Genomic DNA, 25006 nt, shown 5'->3' with positions numbered 1-25006 from the left:
GGTTGATTGTTGGTATTTTTTATTTGAATAAATCTATATTAGTTTTATCTGGTTAAAGTCTTGTATTTTAAATTTAAATCAAATGATTATTGTCAAATAACCATAAATCTTTTATTTTATAGTATCTTACCTTCTTAACTATTCTAAATCATTTTATTTTCGAAAAACTTTGTTTGGTACATTAAAATTATAGGCTCGTACATCATAAAAGTACGAGCCTATATAAATAATATTTTTACCAACAATACATCATAACATTAAACTAGTTTTTTCTTTTTTTAATAAAAACATCATTCATACTCTTCAAATCATTTTGATTTATAGTACAAAGTATTTCTACTCATTCCAAGTTCTTTAGCTGTTTTGCTTATATTATTATTATTATAATCTATAGCTTTAATAATAATATCTCTTTCTATTTCTTTCATAGACTTATATTTCTCTAAATCTATTTTAATTATCTTTTCTCCATCATTTGTTTTATTTTTAACAATATCATCATAAATAAAATCCTTCTTATTAAGGATATCATAACTCATGCAGCCATCTAAATTAACTATATTTTCAATGCAATTTTCTAATTCTCTAATATTACCTGGCCATTTATATTTTAATAATTTTTCTTTTATAGATTCATCTAAAATCAAGTTAGGTTTATTTAACTTTAATGATTTCATCAAAAAGAAATGATCTATAAGACGACTTATATCTCCAAGTCTCTCCCTAAGCGGTGGAAGCGTTATTGGAATTACACTTAATCTATAATATAGATCTTCCCTAAACCTCTTATTTCTTACCTCTTCTTTTAAATTTTTATTAGTTGCAGCAATTATCCTAACATCTACTGGTATTTCTCTATCACTACCAACCCTAGTTACTCTACCTTCTTGAATAACTCTAAGCAAATGAACCTGCATCTCTATTGGCATCTCACCTATTTCATCTAAAAATATAGTTCCTCCATCAGCTTGTTCAAACTTTCCTTGCTTACCACCTTTTTTAGCTCCAGTAAAGGCTCCTTCTTCATATCCAAAGAGTTCACTTTCTATAAGGTTTTTCGGAATAGCTCCACAGTTTACAGGAATAAACTTTTTATCGCGCCTATAGCTATAATTGTGAATAGCTTGGGCAAAAACTTCTTTACCTGTCCCGCTCTCCCCTTGAATTAATATAGTTGAAGGGCTATTTGCAATAACTTTACAGTTCGTAATAACATTACAAATCGCATCACTTTCGCCTATAATATCATCAAAGGATTTATATGCACCAGTGTTGTTATTTTTAAATTCATCCTCTTCTTTACTTAACGTTACTATTGCCCCTATAAGTTTTTCTTTAAGAATTATCGGTTTAACTACTATTAATGTTTTATGAGAATTATCAAAACTTAATTTTATATCTTTAGTGTATACATTATATAAGTTTGTTCTAAATCCATTTATTATGTTCTCCCAATTTGGAATAATGTTAGCTATCCTTTTACCTATTAACTTCTTTTCGTCACCACAAAGAATTTCTAAAGCTAATTTATTTACCTTTTTTATTTTTCCAAAATCATTTATAAGTATTAAACCCTTATCAGTATTATCCATAATACTTCCCATATAATTATAGGTTTTATCTAAGATTTCCTTAGAATGAATTTTATCTAATTCATTTTCTATAGCTTTTACTCCAAATATAACTAACCCTAAAGAATGTGGATGTTTCTCTGTCCACTGGGCAGTTAGATTTAAACTTCCTATAATTTCCCCGTCTTTGCCGTGGATGGGCGCTGCAGAACAAGTTAACGTTTGAAATAGATTTATGTAATGCTCATCTGCTGTGACTTGTACCGCTCTATCTTCTTCTATAGCGATTCCCATAGCATTAGTTCCAATACTCTTTTCATCCATATACATTCCAACTTTAATATTTAACCTTTCAAATGCTTGTATAGCACCTGTTGCTCCTGCTATATTCAGTATGCATCCATCTTTATCCGTCAATATAATTATAAAATTTTCATCTTTTAACACATCATTAAACATATCCATATATACCTTAGCTTTTTTTACTAAATCCTGATTTTCTTTAAGTAATAGATTAATTTTACTTACATCTAAAACTTTTTTAGAGCTTACCCATTCTCTACCTACACCATATTTCTCACTTCGCTTATGCGACTTCTCAATTATATTATTAGACTCACTATCCATATAATAACTCTTCTCCCCTTAAATTGAATTTCTTCACATATTTATAGTAAAACAAATTTTTTATTATGTATAGTAAGCAATTTTTATTTTCTTAACTTCTGTACGCAAAAAAAGATGCACTTTTAAAGTTGCATCTTTTATAAATTATAATTCCTAGTTATTTTTAAGATTCATTTTGATTCGCTTAACTGTCTTATTAAGAATATACTTTAAATATCTTAGCAATTCTTAATTCATTTAATATGTCTATAGTTGAATCTACGTCATCAATGTTAAATAATTTAGTATTACTTTCTTCATCTAATTCTAAAGATTTTTCAGAATTCAACGCTAAAATCAATTTAATATATCCTAAAAATATATCTTTTTTTTCATCAAAAGTTAGCATTTCATCTATTTCTATAAATACGTCTATTAAACTCTCATAATCTTTAGCTACGATTTTGTTTCCTTCATATACTACTAAATACTTAAGCGAGTTGCAGTTTTCTTCCATATTTCACCTCATAAGTGCCTTTATTAAATTTTTAACTAATTAGTTACCGAATCCTTTCGATAAGAAATACTATCATAAAAATATAATCTTTTAAACACCTTGTTTTATTTGTTAAAAGATAATTAATATTAATTGATATTTTTTCGTGTTTTTATTATTTATATTAAATTCCAAATTAAAGTTATATAATAATTATTATTTATTAAGGCAAAATATTCTCAAACAAGAAAAAACAAGCCCTGATTATCTATATCCTTAAAATACTCCATAATCATGGCTTGCTTATTTCAAATTATTTATAAGTTACATTAATATCTTTTAAGTTGATTGTTTTTTCTCCGCCTTCACAGGCTCCTCCTAAAGATATTTTTTCACCATTTTTAAGTGAACTGTTCCATGCTTTAGGAGTTATCTTGTATACTCCATTTTCATATTTTAAATCAGCATTCCAATTAGAAATTATTTTTTTATCACTTTTAAATGTTAATTCCCAATTAGAAATATCTTTTCCTGTATCATTTTTTATTGTTAAGTCGTAATTTGCATTACCACCCCAATCTGATACTATTTTAAAATCAACGTTAACACCTTTTTTTACATTTTTATTATCACAAGTTACCTTTATTTCGTTGCTAATGCTTTGTCCATCTTTATTTTTTATGATTAATTTGTATATATAATCTCCAGAATCTTTATTATTAAAATCAAACTTTATATTTTGTGAAACCTTATTAACTTCTCCACTTTTAGCTATACGTCCATTTTCTAAAAGCTCGTAAGTTAATCCATTTGATTCTTTTGGTATATTAATATTTATGCTGTAGTTTCCATCATTTTTAAGACTTGATGCTGTTATTTCACCAGACTTTGGCACTACAACCTCTGGAACTATATTGTTTTTAACATTTACTGTTACTATACTACTTGAAGTAGTTCCATTATCATTGATTAAGTCTGCACTATACATATAAGTACCTGTCTCTTTATTTGAAACCTTATATTCTATATTACTTGAATCTTTAACATCACCATTTTTTACCGTTTTGCCATTTTCATATAGCTTATAAGTTTTTCCTTTAGAGTCTTTTGGAATTTCTATATTTATACTATAGTTTCCATCACTTTCTAAATTAGATCCCTTAACTACTGGTTTTAAGGGGGCATCTTTTGAAATACCACTACTTCCAGAAGAAGGATTTGAAACATCGAAAGCATTACTATTTAGCATCAAAGGATTTTTATAATACTCTTGCGCCTTTGTAATCCAGAAGTAATCATCAGTCGGAGGTGAACCTACAGCATCTGTTGACGCACCAACACCCGCTCCAAATAATACTGAAACTATACCTGAATCTTTTACTGAGTCCATATGACTTCCCCAAGTTATAGTATCTCCATTTACTTTTAAACTTGGGTCTTTAGCTTCATTTTGACTAAAGTATTTTAGCCTATCAGCATTTCCAGCTTTAAATGTATCTCCAAAGAAATAGCTTGTAGCAGAATCTTCATAGTAACCTGCTTTATTTTCTAATTCTTTAAAGTTTCCACCTGTATATGGACTCTTAGTAGTTGAATTATTAATATGTCCAACTGGTATTTGCCATAAAATAGCTGGCATACTCATTTGCTCATGCAATGTTTTTGTGTATAAAAGATAGTTATCCCAAATATCTGCATTCCAAAACCACTTAGACTTTTGTGGATTGCTTGCTGCACCATCTTCATAAGCTCCATCTAACCCGTACTTATCTATAGATATAAAATCTGTTCCATAGCTATTTATACCTGCACTTTTATAATAATTTGCAGTTTGAGTTGCAACATCTTTTATAAATTTTCTTCCTGAATCCCATCCTAAAAACTCAGTTTTATGAAGAATCCCTTGGCCTGGAACTTCCGGGCTTGAGTAAGACCAAATATTAAATTGCCATCCGTTATAGGCTTCTTTATAATATTTATCTACTGTATAGTTTATAGCTTCAACTAATCCCTTAACATTATTAGAAAAGTTTGGATCTTTTCCTTTTTCTAATACTCCTGAAGAATATGCAGCTTCAACAAGTGCTGGGATTTCTTCTGGTGATTTATTAGACTGTTGCATCATATACCCTAAAAAGTCTGGCTCAAATATCATTCCTATAGTCTCATCTTTACCATACTCTTTACATATATCTAAGAAGTATTTTAAATCTTTGAAGTATCCTTCAATATAAGCTTTGTCGTTAATATGTTTTAAATCCACGTCATATCCTTCATCATTATCTGGAATATTATAATAAACAAAGAACGGAATCATCCCCATTTTTAAACTTTCGTTTATAAATGTTTTAGCTCTAGCTCCATCTTCGCTTGTCCAACTTCTCCAACCTTTAAATGGACCACCATTTATGTATATATATCTTATGTCTGTCCTTTTATTAGTTAAATCATTTGATGTATCTCTCCAGAAGTTTAAATCTTCATCTTTATCTTCAGAAACTTGCCCTACTGATAAATATTTTGGCATCTTAGGTAAATTGCCTGATTTATCTTTTACTCTTACCCCAATTTGCCTCTCATCAGAAGTTTTATTATCAATAACTCTAAGACCACTTCTTCCTTCACCAATTCCTGTTACTTTCAAAATGTTACCATCAACAACCTCAGCTTTAGCTACAGAAGTATTGTTTGATATTACTTTAAAAGTACTATCAGCGCTTTTAGGATTAGCTAATTTATAACTAACAGTCTCTTGATTTATTGTAAATTGTGAACTTACTCCGTTATCATCAACCTTATCTATTACTATTTTTGCATTACCATTACTCCCAACTACTACAGAAATGGTATCTGTTTTTGTAGTCCCAAAGCTGTTTGTAAATTCTCCATAATAGTAATATGTTCCTGAATTTTGTCTTCCACGAACTTCAGTAACTATAGATTGTGCACTTGGAGTTTTATCTTCAAGTTTTCCTTCTTTTATGACCTTAAACTCACCGTTTGGGCCAAATCTTTCGTAAACTTTATAACTTGTAGCATTATTTCCATACCACATACTACAAGTGATGTCATAGTTACCATCAACGTCAGTTCCCCATTGATTATGAGTTATCTGAGGTTTATTTGGTGCTGCTTCAGCTAATGCAAAAACACTTTTAATAGGCATTAAAAGCATAACAAATGCAAATGCTGTAAATGCAGCTAAAAATTTTTTAGTTTTCTTTTTCAAATCCATCTCCCCCTACATCAAGATACAATTTAAGTTTTAAATTACATAAATTGTATTTAGATTATCTCAATAAATTTAGAATAGGAAATGGATAATATTATAATAAATTGTTAACCTTTACATTTATTGTTTTAAGATATTTTGTAACTTGTCTCTCTTGTCTCTCTTGTCTCTCTTGTCTCTCTTGTCTCTCTTGTCTCTCTTGTCTCTCTTGTCTCTCTTGTCTCTCTTGTCTCTCTTGTCTCTCTTGTCTCTCTTGTCTCTCTTGTCTCTCTTGTCTCTCTTGTCTCTCTTGTCTCTCTTGTCCCTCTTGTCCCTCTTGTCCCTCTTGTCCCTCTTATCCCTCTTATCCCTCTTATCCCTCTTGTCCCTCTTGTCCCTCTTATCCCTCTTGTCTCTCTTGTCCACCTTTGCTCCCTATCCTCTATGGTTGCTTGTCCCTCCAGTATTCTTAATCACTATCCGTCTTTATTGCTTGTTCCTACTTTGACCTTTCCTCATTGTCTTTCTTTGATCCTTATACTTCCTAGTTGCTTGTCCCTCCTTTGCCCCTTTTCATCCTTGTACCCCTAGTCCTCATCGTCCTCCTTGCCTTTTTCACTCCCTCTTTTCCTTCTTGTCCTTCTTATCCCCCTTTGCTCCCTATCCGCCCTGGTTGCTTGTCCCTCCAGTATTCTTAATCCCTATCCGTCTTTATTGCTTGTTCCTACTTTGACCTTTCCTCATTGTCTTTCTTTGATCCCTATACTTCCTAGTTGCTTGTCCCTCCTTTGCCCCTTTTCATCCTTGTACCCCTAGTCCTCATCGTCCTCCTTGTCCTTTTTTCACTCCCTCTCCTCCTTCGTTGCTTGTCTCTCCTTTGCCCCTTTTCATCCTTCTACTTCTTTTATTCTTTGTCACTCTTATCGCTCTTCCCTTTCTGTATCTCCTAATCCTAATATTATATAAATAACAATACCAAAATTAAATTAAAAATAACGATAAAAGTAAAAACACCATTTAGTTTATTAAAACTAAATGGTGCTTTTTTGCAGGTGCTTGACATTTATATTAAAATTTAACTTGGCAAAGTAGTATTATTAACTTTAACAGTTACTATCTTACTCCAAGCTGAAGCCTTATCCCCAAAGATTTCTGCCTTATACATATAATCTCCAGTAGGCTTATTTTTAATATCTATAACTATATTTTCTCCACTACTATTAACTACTCCCTCTTTGATTGTTTTCCCATTTTCAAATATTTTATAGCTAGTTCCTTTAGAATTAGCTGGAATTTTAACGTTAACAGTATAATTTCCATTACTACATAATGTACTAGTTGTAAGTTCAGGTGCTAAAGGTTTTATAACAGTTTCCCCTGAACCTCCGCCAAGATTAACTACATTATCATAATAATGCTGAGCCTTTGTTATCCAAAAATAATCGTCTGTTGGAGGAGAACCTACAGCATCTGTTGAAGCTCCAACTCCAGCTCCAAATAACACCGAAACTATTCCAGCCTCTTTAGTTTCTTTCATATGGTCTCCCCAAGTTATAGTGTCACCATTAACTTTTAATTTTGGATCATTTGCTTGGTTTTTACTAAAATACTCTAACCTTTTAGCTCCTGATGCCTTAAATGTATCACCAAAGAAATAAGTTGTTGCTGAGTCCTCGTAACTTCCTGCGGTATTTTTAAGCTCTTCAAAGCTTTTATTTGTGTACGGACTTATTTCTATTGAACCGTTTATATGCCCTACAGGAATTTGCCATAATACAGCTGGTAAGTTTGTTTCTTGATGCAGTCTGTTTACATATAATAAATAGTTGTCCCAAATATCAGAGTTCCAAAACCATTTTGATTTTTCTGGATCAGTAGCCGCTCCATCTTCAAAAGCTCCATCTAATCCATATTTATCTATAGATATAAAATCTGCTCCGTATGAAGTTATTCCTGAACTCATATAATAATCTGCAGTTTCTTTTGCAACTTGACTTATAAATTCACGCCCAGCTTCCCATCCTATTTGCTCAGTTTTATGAAGTAATCCTTGGTTTGGAATTTCGTGGCTTGAATAAGACCAAATATTAAACTGCCATCCATAATAGGCTTCCTTATAGAACTTGTCCACCATATAATTAATGGCTTCAACTAATCCTTTAACATCATTAGAAAAGTTTGGATCTTTACCTTTTTCTAATACTCCAGATGAATACACAGTATCTACTATAGCAGGTATTTTATCTGGCGCTTTATTTGCTTGTTGCATCATATATCCTAAAAAGTCTGGTTCAAAAATTATACCGATAGTATCATCTTCACCATACTCTTTACAAATATCTAAGAAGAATTTTAAATCTTTAAAATATGCTTCCATATATTTAGGATCATTGATATGAGCTAAATCTAGTTCATAACTTTCCCCATCATCTGGAATGTTATAATACACGAAAAATGGAATCATCCCCATCTTTCTACTTTCTTTTATAAATGTTTTAGCTCTAGCACCATCTTCAGTTGTCCAAGTTCTCCAACCTGTTAATGGGCCTCCATTTATATAGATGTATCTTACATCTGTTCTCTTATTTTTATAATCATTAGAAGAGTCTCTCCAAAAGGCTAGATCTCCTTCTCTATCTTCTGAAACTTGTCCTACTGATAAATAATCAGGCATTCCAGGTAAGTCACCATTATCTTTTCTAACCCTAACACCTACATATCTTTCATCACCAGTCTTTTTATCTACAATTTTAAGTCCGCTTCTTCCGTCTTTTAAAGCGCTAACTTTTAATGTATTGCCATTAACGATCTCAGCTTTTGCTACATCTTTATTGTTAGATATTACTGAGTACTCAGGTGAATTACTACTTGCACTAGTTAATTTATATTCTGTAATCCCCTTGTTAACTGTGAACTGAGTTTTAACACCATCATCATCTATAGAATCTATATATATTTTTGCCTTTTCAACACTTCCTACTGTAACTTCTATAGTATCGCTTTTAGTAGTTCCAAAAGAATTTATAAATTCTACATAATAATAGTATACTCCAGTTTTGTTTCTTCCTCTTATTTCTGTCACCACTGATTGTGGACTCGGAGTGCTGTCTGTAAGTTTACCTTCATTAACTACTGTAAACTCACCCTTTGGACCAAATCGTTCATAAAGTTTAAAGCTAGTTGCATTATTACCATACCAAATACTACATGTGATATCGTAATTTCCATCAACGTCTGTACCCCATTGATTATGGGAAATTGAAGGTTTTGCAGGCACCCCAGTTGTAGCTGCATAAGCTTGTTTTACTGGAATCAATGTGATTATAAAAAATAATCCCATTAGAAGCGCCAGGTTTTTTATACTTTTTTTACCCATTTAAGCCCCTCCTTAAATTAACATATTTTGTATACAATTACATTATCTCACATGATGTCGATTACTTACAATGGTTTTTGTTAAATTATATAATTATTTTTTAATTTAAGTAGTATAATAGAAAGAAAAGTTCAAATGAGAAAGAAGGAATCAATATGAAAACTTTAGAAAAATTTATTATTAATTTATGTGGTACCTTTAACAACAAAGAACAAATTGAAAATGAACTTAGAAATGGTAAAGTAGTTCACCCTAAAGCAAAACATATAAATGCAATTGCAAACGAAAAAATTACTAACTTACCAAGTTACTTTAAAGGTTACTTTATATTAGAAGAAAGCTATTACGATGTTAATGGTAAAACTAATGTAATGCCTCACTTATTTTTATTTACTTTAAATGATGATAAAAAGGTAACCCTTACTTCATATGAAATACCAGAAGGAATTTCTAAAGAGGATTTTAGAAACGATAATAAAGATTTAAAAATGGATTTTAAAAAATTAAAAGTATCTGAAAAATTCACACCTCTTATTTATACCGAGATCGAGGATAATAAGTTTGTTGGCGAAAGCACTAGTGAATTTTCTCCAGTTACAACTTTTGTATTAAAAGAAACTGTTTCTTCTGATTCATTAGAAGTAAGTGAATGTTTTTATAATAACGGAAAATTAACTTTTGGATTTGTTGATCCTATAATTTATAAAAGGCTTTAAAGAATGTGATTTCCTCACATTCTTTTTTTATACTTATCTATTTAAAATCAAACTTACTTTAATTTAATATAGCTATTTTTACAGTTAAAATGAACCTTTTCACTTTTAGTTTATAAAACTTATACACTATGTTCTATTTTTATTCATTTAATTGATGTATTATATGTATTATTAATTACTTTTTGTATATTTATGCAATCACTTTTGCATATTAAAGGGTTTTCACAATTGGAGGAATTTAAATGAACAAAGAAAAAGAGAATGGTTATAGTATTTCCTTTTGGGGATTTATAACAATAATATTTTTGACTGTCTATGCTATAGCAAATAGCGAGCAAGTCTATTATCAAATGGGTTATGCAGCAATTACATACATACTTATTGCAGCTGCACTATTTTTTATCCCATATTCATTTATAGTTGCAGAAATGAGCTCTGCTTTTAAAGATAGAAAAGGTGGTATTTACTCTTGGATGGCCGAATCAGTTAGTGAAAAATTTGGCCTTGTAGGTACATTAATCTGGTATGGTGCATTTGTTGTAATGTGGTTTTCCGCTTCAACTATCTGTGTTTCACTTTCTGTAGCTTTATTTGGTAAAGATACAACATCAACTTGGCACATCTTTGGTCTAAGCTCTGCTCAAACCTTAGCTATAATTGGTGTTATTTATATAGTTATAGCTTCCTTTTTAACAACTAGAGGTCTTAAAAGTATTTCATTTTTATCAAACATATCAATGCTTACAATAATAATTATACATATAATAATCATAGGTGGCGGAATTATCTTATTTGTAAAATCAGGATTTAAATTCGCTGAAAGTTTTGATTACACGAAAGTAAGTTCATATTTTTATGGACCTAATAAAGACTACGCTTCTTTTTTACCTGCTCTGTCTTTTATGGTTTTTTCAATATTCACATTTGCAGGAATGGAAACAAGCTGTGGTTTAGTAGACCAAGTAAAGGATGCTAAAAAAAATGTTCCAAAAGCAATAATAGTTTCAACTATTATAATTACAGCTTTATATATTTTAGTTATTTTAATTTTAGGTGTTGTATGCAATTGGAATGATACATTTGGGAAGTCTGGAGTTAATTTAGCAAATTATTCTGTCTATATTTATCAGCAAGAATTTTATAGACTTGGAACAGTTTTGGGGTTAAGTCAATCTTCTTCTATAGCCCTTGGAGAATGGGTAAACAGAATAATAAGAATTCTTACTTTAATCGGATTAACATCTGTCCCAATTAGAATTTATACTCCAATAAAGCATATGTTTGAAGGATTACCAGAGGGTATGATCCCTAAATCTCTTCAAAAATTAAATAAAAATAATATGCCAGCAAATGCTATACTTTTTCAAACCTGCATAATCGTATTTTTTATTATGCTTTTAGGGTTTGGTGGAGACAGTGTCTCTGCATTATTCGATAAAATGACTCTTATGACATTTGTATCTGGAACCGTACCAATTTCATTTATAATTTATGCTTATATTAAGTTTAAACTTAATGATAATATAAAAAAAGATTATGAGTTTTTTAGGAAAAAAGGCGGTATTATATGGGGATCTATCTGTTTTGCAGTAGTTACTTTTACTAATATTTTCTCAATAATAGAACCTGCGCTAAATGGTAATCTAGATGATACATTTTGGGTAGCTTTAGGACCTGTTCTTTTCGGTGTTTTAGCATTGATTTTATATAAAAAATATGAAAAATCACATGAAAATATAGGTGATTTAAAACATAGTCCAGTTAATTCTTAATTTATAAATCCTAAGAAACTTATTTTTCTTAGGATTTTTTAGTCTTAAGGTATGCACTTATAGTATTCTTTACTCCTCTATAACATTGTTTTGCTTCTTTGTTGGTATTTTACTAAAATAGCCTGAATAAAGTCACTTTTTTATGTCCATAATCAAAATAACTAAAATTTTCAAGAATTTTTCGAGGTGAGATTATGGTACATACATCTACTTGTCCCCATTGCAATTCAAAACATTTTATTAAATACGGTAAATATAGGAATGTCCAAAGGTATCAATGCAAGGATTGTCTTAAAACATTTAATGAAGGAACTGGGCTTGTCTGGCATAATACTAGAAAGAGTGTTGACCTTTGGGATAAATACACTCGTCTTATGCTATCTGGTGCTACTATTAGAGATTGTGCTGATAGATTAGGTATCTGCATAGAAACATCTTTTAGGTGGAGGCATAAGATACTTAAGCATATCGGAACTTATACTGATTCTAGAAGAACTCATATAGTTACAGCTATGAGACACACTAAATTTTTAGAAAACTTTAAAGGGCAAAAGACTCCCCCCGTTTGCACTATTTCTAGAAGAAAAAATATTTTTGTAGCTACAACTATTAATAAAAATAATTACTCTTTAGCTAAGATATCCTTTGATTCTATGAGCCCTACAAAGGAATCTATAGAGAATTTATTAAATGAATTTAACCCTGTCTTTAATACTTATTTCCTGCCAGGAAAAGATAGATTTTCATATCTTGTATCAAAGAAATTAAACTACTCTCTTCATAAAAAGAAAGAATTAGAAATTTCTAGAGAAGAAAGTGAAATTTTACTTAGTCACTGCTCTGATTTTATATTGAATTTAAGAAGATGGCTTAGAAAATTTAGAAGTGTTGCTACAAAATATCTACAAGTTTATTTAAATTGGTTCTTATATATTTACGAAGGATCCTATGAAAAACATACTATTTTATCAAATTTAATAAGTTCTATTTTTTGCGTAAAAGTAATTTGATTTTTCTTAAAGAACCTCATAATATTGGTACGTAGTTATAGCTTGTCCCATCCCCCATTACTTGTCCACTCTTAATAATTTTTTATAGTTTGTCTAAATATTTTTTACTTGTCCAAAATATCAAAATTTTATAGCAATATAGCGAAAATCCCTTGTACCAATAATATTTCGTAACATTTCTGTAGGTTTTTTTGTTTTTTTATAATTGTTTATTTACTACATATCCCCTATGCCTGTTTAGTTTTATTTAATTTAGATGTACAATATCCATGAGGTGATACATCTATGAATTTTCTAGATATATTAATCGCTTTAGCGCCTATTTTTGCTTCAATTTCCATAGCAAAAATGTATGCAAAAAAGAGCTACACTAAAAATTAGTGTAGCTCAAATTACTCTTTATATAAATTTTTCTATAGCTTTAGCAACACCAAAATTAGTATTTGTATCAGTAACAAAAGTTGCTTTTTCTTTTAAAATATCTAGCCCGTTTCCCATTGCAACTGAAACTCCAGCATATTCTATCATAGAAAGGTCATTTTCACTATCTCCAATGCACATAACCTCTTCTCTTTTAACTCCTAACATTTCAGCAAGTCTTTTAACAGCTTCTCCTTTTGAAGTCCCTTTTTTCATCACTTCAAAATTATTAGACCAAGAACTTACAACTTCATACTTTCCTAAAGCTTTAAATTCCTCTTTTGCTTTTTCCATCTCTTTTAAATACTTATTTTCTTTATCTATAGCTATAACTTTTAATATATTTACCTCATTTTCTTTTAACACATCAGTTAAATTTTCATTTACTATAAATTCAACCCTATCACAAGCTTTTACTAGTTTATTCATATCTTTATAAGAATGATCTTCCTCATCTTTTAAACTAATTACTGAGTTGTATGTATTAAAATTAAATCTAAAATCATATTTTTTTAAAATATCATAAATCTCTAAAGTTTCTTCTAAAGATAGAGGATTTTCGTATATTACATCATTAGAATCCCCAGATCTTATGTAAGCTCCATTTGATGAAATAATTGGTGCATCCACCCCAGTCATTCTTGCATAATACTTAGCTGATGTAAATAATCTTCCTGTAGTTATCGCTACGTGAATACCCTTGTCTACAGCCTTTTTTAAAGCATCTCTGTTTTCTTCTGGTACGTTATGATCATCTGCTAACAAAGTCCCATCCATATCTGTACATATAAGTTTTATCGCCATAATCTCTTCTCCTTTGTCCCTTAGTTTGTATATTTTTATTATAACCTAAATAAAAATAAGTAAAATAACAATTGTTATTTTTAACATAAAAAAAGGTAGAAATTAATTCTACCTCTTTAAACTTTATCCCTATTTTCTACCCAAAGTTCTACAAACTTTCTAAGTTCAGTAGTTTCTATTCTGCATTCTTCTGCGTCGTCATCTAGATTGTCATAGATAGTTGTAAAGTCTTTTCTTATTTCAACTCCGCAAACATTTCCATCAATCTCTTCAAAATTACTTTTCCCACTTAATACTTTGTCTATTGCATCAAATACGTAAGTTGGGTCTGAACCTTGAATATCTGACATCAAAAAGTCAGCTACTAATCTTATTTTAGGGGATACAATAATTATTTTTTTCTTTCTTCCGCTTTTAAATGTTATTTCATCGAATTTATAATCATATTTCATAAAATATTACCTCTAATACATTGGGAATGCTGAAATTATTTTTCCTGTTTTTTGATCTAAGTACATACTAATTTGCATGCCTTCTTTTGTTTCTCCCATATAAGTATCTTTGCTACCTTTAACGTATTGTCTGTCGTTATAAGCTTCATTTATAGCGTCTACAACTTGTTGTGGTGTCCAATCTTTAGGATATAAAGTTGATCTACCCTTGTTTGAAGTTTTCTTAACTCCATCTACTTCAACCTCAGCTGTATAAACACCATATTTATTAGGTTTAGAACTTGTACCTTCTATTACTTTTCCCTTACTTCCTGGAAAACCTTCGTAATGGAAGCCTACAGCTTTTCCTCTTTTATTTATCTCACCCTCTAAGATATGCTTTAGAGCACCATGCCTAAAGTTTTCAGTGTTTTGTAAATCTGCTATAGAATTTACTGTATTTGTTACACTTTGCTTATTATTGTTTTGAGCGCCAACATTTGCGCTACTGCATCCTGTTAAAACTCCTACTACTAAAAAAAGACAAGCTAAGAGTTTTGCAAAATTGCTAGTTATTGATTTTTTCATAAAGTACCTCTCCTTCTTTTGATTATTTACCCCTAAAAAAAGTTACATTAAAAACCTTTAATGTAACTTCTATTATACTAGACTTTTCTATTTAATTCATTTTAACAGATTTTAAATAATCTTTTAAATCCTTGTCATTTTTATTATATTTAAGTCCTTCCTCTAGCATTTTTACTCCTTTATCCTTTTCTCCCTTTGATATATAGTGAGTTGCTAAAAACTCATAGGCTCTTGGACTCTTCTTATTTTCTTTGATATATTTTTTAACTGTTTCTACTTTTTCATAGAAAAGATCTAGATATTCTTTATTTCCGTGAACTTCAGTGCAATTACTCTTTGATTCTAATACAGACTTTCTAAGTTCTCTTTCAAAACTACTAAAAGTTTTCCCTGTTACTTTTTCAAAGGATATTGAAAATTCTTCACCAGAATTTTTCATTTCTTTTATTATATTAAAGATTATATCTTCCCCATATTTATCTATTAAGGTTTTAACAGCTAAACTGCTTTGCTTATATTGATCGATATCATATTCAGTATTAAATCCTTCTCCGTCCTTTAAATTCTCAAAAGTAATTATTTCTTCTCCCCCTAATTCCTTTTTACAAATTATACGTCCTGCTGTATATTCTGCTAGACCTTCATCTACCCACCTTGGTATATCTATATTTAATATATCAATTTCTTCAACCATTTTATATAGATAATAATGTGATATTTCGTGTTTTAAAACTTCTTGTAATGGAATTCTTCCACTTAAAATAATATTTAATGGATCACCTGCATTAAGATATATAGTGTTATTTGCAGCTACATAATACCCCTTTACAAAGTGATTTCCGTTAGCTCTCTTAAAAAACACATCTTCATCATAATCTAATTTAATTTTAAAATTAGCCTCTTTATCTCCATATACTTTTTTACATTCTTTTATAGCAAAATCTAATTTCTTTTTTAATATATCTAGTGTTAATTTTGAATTTTCATTATAAAAAATTTCTATTCCCTTATAGTCTTCTTTAATAAATTTTTCATCATAACCTAAAGGCTCTTCGCTTTCTATAAGTAATCTTGCAATTGCATTCCCTGACTTTTGAATATTATTAACCATATAATTAGTTCCAACAACTAATGTTAACAGTACTATATTTGCAAAAACTAAAATTCCCCTTCCTATCCTCTTATCTTTTCTTTTAACCATCCTCTTTATTAGGAGAAATATCATAAATCCAATAAATATTAAAGTTCCAGCTGTAACTATATAAGATAAATGATATTCTTGTACTGGTACAAATATTATATAAACAAATAGCATTACTAAATATAGTCCTATATATAAAACTGATTTCCCTAAACTTTTAAATATTTTTTTCACTTTCCCACCCCTTTATACAAATTATAACATATTTGTATAAAAAAGCTTAGGCTTAAATTATTTTATATAGTCCGTTATTTTATATTGCTCGTACTTTTTTCCTTTATAATTTATAGCGTTTTTAGGGCAATTATGTATACATCTTGTACATAGCATACATTTATTTAAAAATTTAATATTCTTATTATCATTAAAAACTATATTATTTTCCGGGCAATTTTTAACGCATAACCCACACTTTACGCAAGTATCATCTACTGAAAAGTTTTTCCCCATAAATCTTGCCATAACACTAAAAGTTTCTGCTAATAAGTCTTTTCCTAAAACCCCTTTAGTATACTTTTCTAATGGAGTTAATGACTTTTCATTTATTTTATCTATTAGTGCATCCATCTTTTTATCAACTTCTTCTACCATATCTTTTATTTCTTTATCTGTGTTTTTTTCATAACTTCCAAAATAAAAGTTTCTTGGCATAACGTATGTATCTTTTGATAAGATATTATATCCCTTCTTCTCTAGTTTCTTAGATAATGATATTACTCCATTTGCATTTTTAAGCCCTGCTGATGTCGAGTAAACTATACAATCTATATTTTTATTAGGTACATTTCTTAAAACCCATCTAATCATCTTTTCTGGAACGTTTCCCGCATATATAGGACCCCCTAAAATTAAAAGCTCCGTATCTTCATCTATTTTAGGATTTTTATCTATGCTATCTATCTTTACTTCATTATCCCCATTAGATAATTTCTTTCCTAAATAGTCCCCTACGTATTTTGTATTTCCTGTTCCTGAAAAATATATTATATTAATTTTCATAAACCTTCCTCCCCAAATCTTAGTTGCCTACACAACACTTTTTATATATTATAACCCCATTTAGTTGTCCACGCAACTTGTTTTATTTTAAAATAATAGGGAAATTAAACAACTTTAAGTTTAATTTCCCTTATATTTAATATCTGTTATATTTTTTACTCAATATTATTTTTTGATTTCTTTTATAACTTTAAATACTGAAAGCTTTGTTCCATAATGTAAGCTTCCTCTTTTGTAGATTTTTGCACTTACAAAACCTATTATAAATATATATAAAAGATTTAAACCTATACTTAAAATAATTTCTAAAATTCCAACATTTGATAATATAATTCTCTCAAACATAACTAATGGTGAAGCAAATGGAATATAACTTAAAATTATAGCAGGAGTTGAATCAACATGATTTAAACACTGCATAGCAATAATAAATACAGCTATAATTATATAAGTAATTCCCCCTAAAGCACCGTTTGCATCTTGCATATTACTAGCAAGAGACCCAAGCGCACCATAAAGAAGTGAGAAAGTTAAATATCCTATTAAGAAGAAAATGCAGAAAGTTATTATAACTTTGTAATCCACATTTGCACTTTCTAGAATCGAACTTGCCATACCTGAATTTTTAAGCATTAAAGATCCAGCCCCTATTAAAACTCCAAACTGAACTACTCCTACTGCACAAATTCCAAGGACTTTACCAAAGAATAATTCTAAAGGTTTTGCCATAGTTATAAGTGATTCCATAATTCTGTTTGATTTTTCTTCTAAAACTGACATAGCTACCATACTTCCAAGTCCTATCATACCACCGTATAACATAAATATTAAGAAGTACACTATCATCATTCTTCCACTTGAAGCATTTCCTTTTTGGATTACTTCAACGTTTGCAGGAGTCATTAACTTTTTATATTCATCAGGTTTTAAATTAAACTTTTTAATATCTTCTAAAACTTTAAAGTTATTTGTAATTTCATGCACTTTATCTTGAAGGCTTGAACTTGGTTCTTTATTTACATAAAGCTTACCTTCAATATTTTTTTCTGTTTCTACAACTAAAATTCCAACGTAGTCTGATTTATCTTCAGTTAATTTTTTTCTTTCACTATCTAATTCCTTTAGATTATTCCCTAAAATAAAATCATAATCTTCTGAATTAAATCTTTTTAAACTTTCTTCATTTAGCTTTTTAGTTTTAGAATCTTCTAAAACTAAAACTTTATCAGCCTTACCGCTATCAAAAACTTTAACTATTTTATCTAAGTTTGAAAACCCAAATAAAAAAACAAGTGTTATTAAAGTAGATATTATAAACCCTTTATTTCTTATAGCTTCTTTAAAAGTAAATGAAAATATAGTAAAAAATCTTTTCATTATTAATCACCTAGCCTTTCTATAAATATGTCATTTAGGCTTGGCTTTTCAAAATAGAAGCTATCTATTTCTATTCCTTTTTCTATCATTTCTTTTAAAAGATTTCTTCCTTTTTCTAAATCTTTTAGATCAACAACATATTTATTTTTCTGCTCTACGTATGATAATTCTTTATTATCTAACACGTCTTTTATATCAGAGCTAGTTTCTATAACTAAATCTTTCATTCCATATTCTTCTTTTATTTTTTCTAAGTTTCCTTGAAGGATAGATTCCCCGTTTTTAAGCATAACTATTTCATCACAGAATTCTTCAACATCCGCCATTCTGTGAGAACTAAATATTAAAGTCTTTCCTTTTTCTAATAGCTCTCTTATAACATTTTTAAATAACTCAACATTTACAGGGTCTAGTCCACTAAATGGCTCGTCTAAAATTATAACGCTCGGGTTATGCATTAAGGCAACTATTAATTGAATCTTTTGCTTATTACCCTTTGATAGAGTTTCTACCTTTTTATTTAAATAATCTTTGATTTCAAATTTCTCAAGCCAAAAATCTATAGTCTTTAACCCTTCGCTTTTGCTTACACCTCTAAGGCTTAAAAAATATAAAAGTTGATTTTTTACAGTGTACTTTAAGTAAAGACCTCTCTCTTCTGGAAGGTAGCCAAAGTCAGCTTGATTTAACACCTTTTTGCTGCCATCAAAAAGTACTTCCCCTGAATCACTTTCAATAATATCTAAAAGTATTCTAATAGTAGTAGTTTTTCCAGCTCCATTTCTTCCAAGAAGTCCTAAAGCTTCTCCTTCTTCAACTGTAAAGCTTAAATTATCTAAAGCTTTTACGTCTTTGAAGGATTTGCTAATATTTTTTACTTCAATTCTCATTTTTATCCCCCTTTTGTTTTATTTTCCATTTGATTGTAACATACATTTATTCTTTTATCATAATTAGCTCATACTTTTAATCATTTATTCAATATATTTATAGTTATTTGATATATATTTATCAAAACTGTATAATAATATAAACAAATTGATAAAAGGATGTGTTTTTATGAACGAAGGTCAAAAGAAATTCCACGATTTTATACTTCAAAATGTAACTTTAGAAAATAAAGAAAAAGCAGAAGAACTTTTAAAAGAAAGCTTTAAAAAACAAGATGAAGGTAATTTTAATGCTGAATATATGCAAAGTTTTATGCCTAGAATGCTGTGTTTAATAAAACCAGAATCTTTAGAACTTGTAAAAAATATAATGGTTAATCATAAAGGGTAATTTAAAAATTTATAAAATAAAAAGATGCGAAATTCTTCGCATCTTTATTTTTATCTCAAACTACAATATACTAGCCCTTTTCCTTGAAAAGTTCTAGGTGCCTCTAAAGACACAGTGTTTTTTATAAGTTCGCTATAGATTTCATCTTCTGTAAATCTTCTTCCAAACTCTACTTTTGACCACTCTATAATAAGAGCAATTACACCAGTTACAAATGGAGCGCTCATACTAGTTCCCGTTAAAAATGCAAATCTGTTTTCTGGAAATGTAGATAAAATATTTACACCAGGTGCAACAACATCTACTTCTTTATTAGAATTTGTAAAATCAGCTATGCTCTTGCTATTATCAACAGCACCAACACTTATAACTTCGTTGTATGCACTAGGATATAATAATTCATCTGTATCGCTATTTCCGTCTCCTAAATTTCCAGCTGCGCAAACTACAGAAATCCCTAAGCTATTCGCAATCTTTATAGAATCGTGGATTTCCTCTACTTCCTTAGGTGACCCTAACGAAATGGATATAATATCTACCTTTTCCTCTATGGCAAATCTAAAAGCTTTTAGAAAGCTCTCTATGCTTCCTGTTCCGTTACCTTGTACAACCTTTAATATAATTAATTCACATTTAGGAGCTACACCTAAGGCGCTGCTTCCTATAATCCCTGCAACGTGAGTTCCGTGGCCATTATAATCTTTAAAGATATTCTCGTCTGAGTTATCATCTTTAGTGAAATTTTTCCCTAAAATTATTCTATCTCTTAAATAAATATTATCAGCGTCACATCCACTATCTAAAACGGCAATTTTTACTCCTTCTCCAAAGTAACCTATTTTCCAAAATTCATTTACATTTAGCATATCTAATCCGTAAGCTGACTTTTTTATAGTTTCTTTTGGAAGGCTTGTACTAGGCTTAACTATAGCTTGCATGCTTGTATCTACAATCTTCATTACATCTTCCATAATATTAAACTCCACACAGTATAAGCTCTTTTGATATATTATATGTAATAAGCTTAAAAGAGGTTACATAATTTTAGTTATAATAAAAAATAAAAGGTGTTTTTCATATATTCTATGAAAAACACCTCTTTGCAATATAAACCTTCTAGTAACTATAAATCTAGAACGAATTTATCAAAACTTAATTAAAAACTCTAATACTATCTTTAAAAACCATTATTTAAAGAAACCTCTTTTATCCATCTTCCTGATTTTTTAATAGTTTTTATTTGATTTTTAAGGTTTACTGATATAAAACCATATCTATTTTTGTAAGCATTACACCAAGACCAACAATCTATAGGAGTCCAAGTGTGATATCCGAAGCAATTTGAACCTTCTTCTATACCTTTGTGAAGATATTCTAAATGCTCTTTAAAGAAGTCTATTCTATAATCGTCTTCTATAACTCCTTCTTTATTTATATATCTTTCTTCTCCTTCAACTCCCATACCATTTTCTGATATAAACCAAGGTATATTATTATAATTTTCTTTTATATTTATAGCTATATCATACATCGCCTCAGGATAGATTTCCCAACCTCTATAAGGGTTCATCCTTCTGTTTGGCATCTCGTAATTTTCAAAGTACTTATCTGGCATCCAGTTTTCTTTTAAATCTAATTCTTTTTCACGTGCTTTAACTCTTCTAGGCTGATAATAATTTACTCCTAAAAAGTCTACAGTGTTTTCTTTTATTATTTTTAATTCTTCTTCTGTGCTTTCAAAAAGAACATTATCTTTCTTTAAAACTTCTAATAATAATTTAGGGAACTCTCCTTTTACAGCTGGGTCTAAGAATGAATTATTAAAAAAGTCATCTGCAATTTTACTTGCTAAAAGATCTTCTTCACTATCACTTCTAGGATAAGCTGGAGTTAAATTTAAAATTATTCCAATTTCTCCGTCTAAATTATCTTTTTTAAATTCTTCTATAACTTTAGCTGAAGCTAAATTTAAGTTATATAAAACTTGAACTGCCTTTTTACCGTCTACTAGTTTTGGATAATGGAACTGATATAAATACTCTCCTTCTACAACTACTATAGGTTCGTTAAAAGTAGTCCAGTATTTAACTCTATCTCTAAAAAGTTCAAAAGCAGTTTTTGCAAATTTACAAAATAAATCTACTACGTGTTTAGACTCCCACCCTCCGTACTTTTCATAAAGTTCTATAGGAAGGTCAAAATGATGTAAATTCATAATTGGAATCATATTATTTTTAATACATTCATCTATTACATCATTATAAAATTTAACTCCATCCTCATCTGCTTCTCCTGTCTCAAAATCTTTAATAAGTCTAGTCCATTGAATAGATGTTCTAAGTGAATTTAACCCTATTTCATTTAACATCTTTAAATCTGATTTATAACTATTATAAAAGTTAGATGCCACGTTTGGTCCTACCCCATCAAAGAATAGTTCTGGTTCTGTATCAAACCAATAATCAAAAACGCTATCGTGCTTTTTATTAAATCTTCCTTCACTTTGAGGTCCTGATGTTGCTGACCCCCATAAAAATCCTTTTGGAAATTCTAATTTTTTATTCATAAACTTAATCCTCCTAAATTTAAACCTCTCTATTTATATATAATTTAAACTTCTTCACTCTTTTTTAAACTTTCATTTTTTAGATTTATAATATCTAATGACTTTAAAAACGGCATCCAAGCTACGAAAACTATAGCGAAATTAACTAATTGAAGTAGTCCTCCTCTAATTGAGTTTGTAGCTAAAGTTCCACTAAAGAATATAGGTACAGTCCAAGGTACCGCAACCCCTGTTGTTTTTGGAACCATTCCAGTTTTCATAGCGAAATATGATAAAGTTACTACGATGATTGGTGCTACTATCCAAGGTATTAATATCGTAGGGTTCATTACTATTGGTAGTCCAAATATAACTGGCTCATTTACATTAAATATTCCAGCTGGTGCTGAAAGCTTACCTATTTGTTTTAATGATTTACTCTTACAATAAACAAATATTCCTGCAATAACTGCAAGTGTCATACCAGTTCCACCCATTCCTACTGTAAATGTCTCTATAAACTGTTTTGTTATTATGTTTGGAAGATCACTCCCTTTTACAAAGGCTTCATAATTTTCTAAAGATAAAGTATTCCAAACAGGGTCTAAAACTGAATTTACGATTATTTGCCCGTGTAATCCAAAGAACCATAAGAACTGTATAGCAAAAATAGCAACTAATGTAGCAGCTAGTCCACTTCCTAGTGAAACTAAAGGCATTTGAATTATTTCGTAGATAAAATCATGTACATTTCCCCATACTGTATAAGTAAATCCAACTCTTATAGCTAAAAATACTAAAATTACTATACATCCTGGAATTAATGCTGCAAAAGATTTTGCAACTGCTGTTGGTACACCTTCTGGCATTTTGATTGTCCAATTTTTCTTTGTAACAAAAACATAAATACTAGAAGCTATAAATGATCCTATAATTCCAACAAACATCCCTTTAGCCCCAAGTCTAGCTATAGGAATAACATCATTAATTATTTCTCCACCTTCAGTTGTTATACTTAATGGAGTTAAAACTAAAAATGCTGAAACTGCAATTGCAGCTGAAAATATTCCGTCTACTTCATAACTTTTTGCAAAATAATAACCTATACCGATTACTATAAATAATGTTGCAATACTCATAGTTACAGATGGAAGTATTCCAAAAACATTATTTACAAAAAGAACTCCAGCACTTCCTATTATTTTATCTAAATATGGGAAATTCATAAGTACTACTGCAATTGATCCTACAATAGTTAGCGGGAAGCTAAGCATAAATGCATCTCTTAACACTCTAAGGATTCTGCTTGAACCTAACTTTCCTGCTATAGGTAAAATTCTCTCTTCAATAAATAAATTAAATTTGTCCACAAAAAACATCCCCTTTATATTTTATTAATACCTTTAATGTAATCCGTTACACTAAATATATATTAAATTATATTCTTTGTCAACAAAAGATATGTCTTTTTGTTAATAAAAATATATTATTTATCTTTTTATCGTATAACACACAGTCATTTATTACCTTTTATTTTGATTTTGTCCTTTTTAGTGTAAAATAAAATATAAAATGCTAAATTTTACTATGAGGTGACTCTATGAAGTTGGGAATAAAAGTTATTAGAATATTTTTTATATGTTTTATCGTTATATTTATCATTGCATTTATAAGCTATATTAATCATAAATCACAGCTTAAAAAGGAAGATACCTTATTTAAACCACTAGGAAAGATGATTGATGTAAATGGTAATAAAATGAGTATTTATACAGAGGGTGACGGTGATAATACATTAGTTTTTATGTCTGGTGGTGGAACAAGTTCACCAATACTTGATTTTAAATCTTTATATTCACAATTAAGTGATGATTATAAAATTGTTGTAATAGAAAAGTTTGGATACGGATTTAGCGATGTTGTTGATGAAAAGCGAACTATCCAAACTATATTAAATGAATCAAGAGAAGCGCTTCAAAAAGCTGGTATAACAGGTCCATATATATTATGTCCTCATTCTATGTCAGGTATAGAGGCTTTATATTGGGCACAGCAATACCCAAAAGAAGTAAAGGCTATTGTAGGTTTAGATATGGCAGTACCTGATTCATACTCAAAACTCTCTATTAATATGCCTTTAATAAAAATCAGTTCACTTGCAGCACATCTCGGTATAACAAGATTTTTACCTGGTATATCTGAAAGTGATGCTATAAAACATGGAATTTTAAGTGAGGAAGAAAAAGAAATATATAAATCTGTATTTTATAGAAGAACTGCTACTAAAACTATGATAAATGAAGTTTATGAAATTAAAAATAATGCTTCTATAGTTAAAAAAGGAATATCAGTTAATATCCCTATTTTAATGTTTTGCTCTAATGGAGCTGGGACAGGCTGGAATGAAGATGAATGGAAAAAATTTCAGAGTGATTTTATAAATGAAAATAAAAAAGGTAAATTAATTAATTTAGACTGCAGTCACTATGTTCAAAATTATGAATACAAAAATATAGCAAAGAATATAAAATCTTTTACTAAAGAAATAGATAAATAAATATTTTAAATATAATATTTATTTATCTTAGCTTACTATATAATT

Annotated in this window: 20 protein-coding genes; 5 read left to right on the top strand and 15 right to left on the bottom strand. The window is 29.4% G+C overall.

The window, feature by feature from the left end; genetic code table 11:
• Positions 1-308 precede the first annotated feature (308 nt).
• From INR60_RS00755 to INR60_RS00735, 5 genes are all read right to left on the bottom strand, one after another.
• On the bottom strand, positions 309-2198 hold the full coding sequence (locus INR60_RS00755; RefSeq protein WP_194189561.1) for a sigma-54-dependent Fis family transcriptional regulator: 1890 nt from the start codon (positions 2196-2198) through the stop codon (positions 309-311).
• 196 nt (positions 2199-2394) lie between these two features.
• Positions 2395-2694, bottom strand: coding sequence for a hypothetical protein (locus INR60_RS00750; protein ID WP_194189560.1), 300 nt, complete (start codon positions 2692-2694; stop codon positions 2395-2397).
• 292 nt (positions 2695-2986) lie between these two features.
• A complete protein-coding gene (locus INR60_RS00745) occupies positions 2987-5902 on the bottom strand; it encodes a cellulose binding domain-containing protein (RefSeq protein ID WP_194189559.1) in 2916 nt (971 codons plus the stop codon).
• Between the two features lie 123 nt (positions 5903-6025).
• The gene (locus INR60_RS00740) at positions 6026-6310 is read right to left on the bottom strand and encodes a hypothetical protein (RefSeq protein ID WP_194189558.1); all 285 of its coding nucleotides are present in this window, start codon (positions 6308-6310) and stop codon (positions 6026-6028) included.
• 649 nt (positions 6311-6959) lie between these two features.
• Positions 6960-9260 (bottom strand): hypothetical protein, encoded by a 2301-nt coding sequence (locus INR60_RS00735; protein ID WP_194189557.1) that lies wholly within the window; start codon positions 9258-9260, stop codon positions 6960-6962.
• A 155-nt stretch (positions 9261-9415) separates the two neighbouring features.
• Here INR60_RS00735 and INR60_RS00730 point away from each other — a divergent pair, with 155 nt between their 5' ends.
• From INR60_RS00730 to INR60_RS00720, 3 genes are all read left to right on the top strand, one after another.
• Entirely contained in the window at positions 9416-9976 is a 561-nt protein-coding gene (locus tag INR60_RS00730; protein ID WP_194189556.1) for a hypothetical protein, read from the top strand.
• 242 nt (positions 9977-10218) lie between these two features.
• Positions 10219-11748, top strand: coding sequence for a glutamate/gamma-aminobutyrate family transporter YjeM (yjeM, locus tag INR60_RS00725; RefSeq protein ID WP_194189555.1), 1530 nt, complete (start codon positions 10219-10221; stop codon positions 11746-11748).
• A 194-nt stretch (positions 11749-11942) separates the two neighbouring features.
• Positions 11943-12758 (top strand): IS1/IS1595 family N-terminal zinc-binding domain-containing protein, encoded by an 816-nt coding sequence (locus INR60_RS00720; RefSeq protein ID WP_194189554.1) that lies wholly within the window; start codon positions 11943-11945, stop codon positions 12756-12758.
• Positions 12759-13157: 399 nt separating this feature from the next.
• Here INR60_RS00720 and INR60_RS00715 read toward each other — a convergent pair whose 3' ends face one another.
• From INR60_RS00715 to INR60_RS00685, 7 genes are all read right to left on the bottom strand, one after another.
• On the bottom strand, positions 13158-13982 hold the full coding sequence (locus INR60_RS00715) for a Cof-type HAD-IIB family hydrolase (protein WP_194189553.1): 825 nt from the start codon (positions 13980-13982) through the stop codon (positions 13158-13160).
• Between the two features lie 116 nt (positions 13983-14098).
• Entirely contained in the window at positions 14099-14434 is a 336-nt protein-coding gene (locus INR60_RS00710) for a hypothetical protein (protein ID WP_194189552.1), read from the bottom strand.
• A 12-nt stretch (positions 14435-14446) separates the two neighbouring features.
• Positions 14447-15001: an EndoU domain-containing protein gene (locus tag INR60_RS00705; RefSeq protein WP_194189551.1), complete on the bottom strand. Its 555-nt coding sequence runs from the start codon at positions 14999-15001 to the stop codon at positions 14447-14449.
• A gap of 91 nt (positions 15002-15092) precedes the next feature.
• Entirely contained in the window at positions 15093-16376 is a 1284-nt protein-coding gene (locus INR60_RS00700; protein ID WP_194189550.1) for a gluzincin family metallopeptidase, read from the bottom strand.
• A 57-nt stretch (positions 16377-16433) separates the two neighbouring features.
• Positions 16434-17201, bottom strand: a complete 768-nt coding sequence (locus INR60_RS00695; protein ID WP_194189549.1) for an EFR1 family ferrodoxin — start codon at positions 17199-17201, stop codon at positions 16434-16436.
• A 165-nt stretch (positions 17202-17366) separates the two neighbouring features.
• Positions 17367-18578 carry an ABC transporter permease gene (locus tag INR60_RS00690; protein ID WP_194189548.1) on the bottom strand — a complete coding sequence of 404 codons (1212 nt, stop codon included), beginning with the start codon at positions 18576-18578 and terminating at the stop codon, positions 17367-17369.
• Positions 18579-18580: 2 nt separating this feature from the next.
• Entirely contained in the window at positions 18581-19468 is an 888-nt protein-coding gene (locus tag INR60_RS00685) for an ABC transporter ATP-binding protein (protein ID WP_194189547.1), read from the bottom strand.
• A gap of 169 nt (positions 19469-19637) precedes the next feature.
• Between INR60_RS00685 and INR60_RS00680 the strand changes: the two genes are divergently transcribed.
• On the top strand, positions 19638-19859 hold the full coding sequence (locus tag INR60_RS00680; protein WP_194189546.1) for a hypothetical protein: 222 nt from the start codon (positions 19638-19640) through the stop codon (positions 19857-19859).
• 50 nt (positions 19860-19909) lie between these two features.
• Here the strand turns inward: INR60_RS00680 and INR60_RS00675 are convergent, their stop codons facing one another.
• The 3 genes from INR60_RS00675 to celB all read right to left on the bottom strand — a co-directional run bounded on the left by INR60_RS00675 (position 19910) and on the right by celB (position 23774).
• Complete coding sequence (locus tag INR60_RS00675) at positions 19910-20830, bottom strand: S8 family peptidase (protein ID WP_194189545.1); 921 nt, start codon at positions 20828-20830, stop codon at positions 19910-19912.
• A 206-nt stretch (positions 20831-21036) separates the two neighbouring features.
• A complete protein-coding gene (gene gmuD, locus INR60_RS00670) occupies positions 21037-22425 on the bottom strand; it encodes a 6-phospho-beta-glucosidase GmuD (protein WP_194189544.1) in 1389 nt (462 codons plus the stop codon).
• 44 nt (positions 22426-22469) lie between these two features.
• A complete protein-coding gene (celB, locus tag INR60_RS00665) occupies positions 22470-23774 on the bottom strand; it encodes a PTS cellobiose transporter subunit IIC (protein WP_338014991.1) in 1305 nt (434 codons plus the stop codon).
• Positions 23775-24004: 230 nt separating this feature from the next.
• On the opposite strand from celB, the gene INR60_RS00660 reads away from it, so the two are divergent.
• Entirely contained in the window at positions 24005-24961 is a 957-nt protein-coding gene (locus tag INR60_RS00660; protein ID WP_194189542.1) for an alpha/beta fold hydrolase, read from the top strand.
• Positions 24962-25006 lie beyond the last annotated feature (45 nt).

This window comes from Clostridium chrysemydis (assembly GCF_015234215.1).
GTDB lineage: Bacteria > Bacillota > Clostridia > Clostridiales > Clostridiaceae > Clostridium > Clostridium chrysemydis.
This window is presented reverse-complemented; position numbering and strand designations above follow the sequence as displayed.

Excerpts from the sequence above, each read along its gene's own strand:
- INR60_RS00750 (WP_194189560.1), bottom strand. The coding sequence starts at position 2,694 with ATGGAAGAAAACTGCAACTCGCTTAAGTATTTAGTAGTATATGAAGGA.
- INR60_RS00720 (WP_194189554.1), top strand. The coding sequence starts at position 11,943 with ATGGTACATACATCTACTTGTCCCCATTGCAATTCAAAACATTTTATT.
- INR60_RS00680 (WP_194189546.1), top strand. The coding sequence starts at position 19,638 with ATGAACGAAGGTCAAAAGAAATTCCACGATTTTATACTTCAAAATGTA.
- INR60_RS00660 (WP_194189542.1), top strand. The coding sequence starts at position 24,005 with ATGAAGTTGGGAATAAAAGTTATTAGAATATTTTTTATATGTTTTATC.
- INR60_RS00705 (WP_194189551.1), bottom strand. The coding sequence starts at position 15,001 with ATGAAAAAATCAATAACTAGCAATTTTGCAAAACTCTTAGCTTGTCTT.
- yjeM (WP_194189555.1), top strand. The coding sequence starts at position 10,219 with ATGAACAAAGAAAAAGAGAATGGTTATAGTATTTCCTTTTGGGGATTT.
- INR60_RS00715 (WP_194189553.1), bottom strand. The coding sequence starts at position 13,982 with ATGGCGATAAAACTTATATGTACAGATATGGATGGGACTTTGTTAGCA.
- INR60_RS00695 (WP_194189549.1), bottom strand. The coding sequence starts at position 17,201 with ATGAAAATTAATATAATATATTTTTCAGGAACAGGAAATACAAAATAC.
- INR60_RS00755 (WP_194189561.1), bottom strand. The coding sequence starts at position 2,198 with ATGGATAGTGAGTCTAATAATATAATTGAGAAGTCGCATAAGCGAAGT.
- gmuD (WP_194189544.1), bottom strand. The coding sequence starts at position 22,425 with ATGAATAAAAAATTAGAATTTCCAAAAGGATTTTTATGGGGGTCAGCA.
- INR60_RS00710 (WP_194189552.1), bottom strand. The coding sequence starts at position 14,434 with ATGAAATATGATTATAAATTCGATGAAATAACATTTAAAAGCGGAAGA.
- INR60_RS00685 (WP_194189547.1), bottom strand. The coding sequence starts at position 19,468 with ATGAGAATTGAAGTAAAAAATATTAGCAAATCCTTCAAAGACGTAAAA.
- INR60_RS00675 (WP_194189545.1), bottom strand. The coding sequence starts at position 20,830 with ATGGAAGATGTAATGAAGATTGTAGATACAAGCATGCAAGCTATAGTT.
- INR60_RS00735 (WP_194189557.1), bottom strand. The coding sequence starts at position 9,260 with ATGGGTAAAAAAAGTATAAAAAACCTGGCGCTTCTAATGGGATTATTT.
- INR60_RS00690 (WP_194189548.1), bottom strand. The coding sequence starts at position 18,578 with ATGAAAAGATTTTTTACTATATTTTCATTTACTTTTAAAGAAGCTATA.
- INR60_RS00730 (WP_194189556.1), top strand. The coding sequence starts at position 9,416 with ATGAAAACTTTAGAAAAATTTATTATTAATTTATGTGGTACCTTTAAC.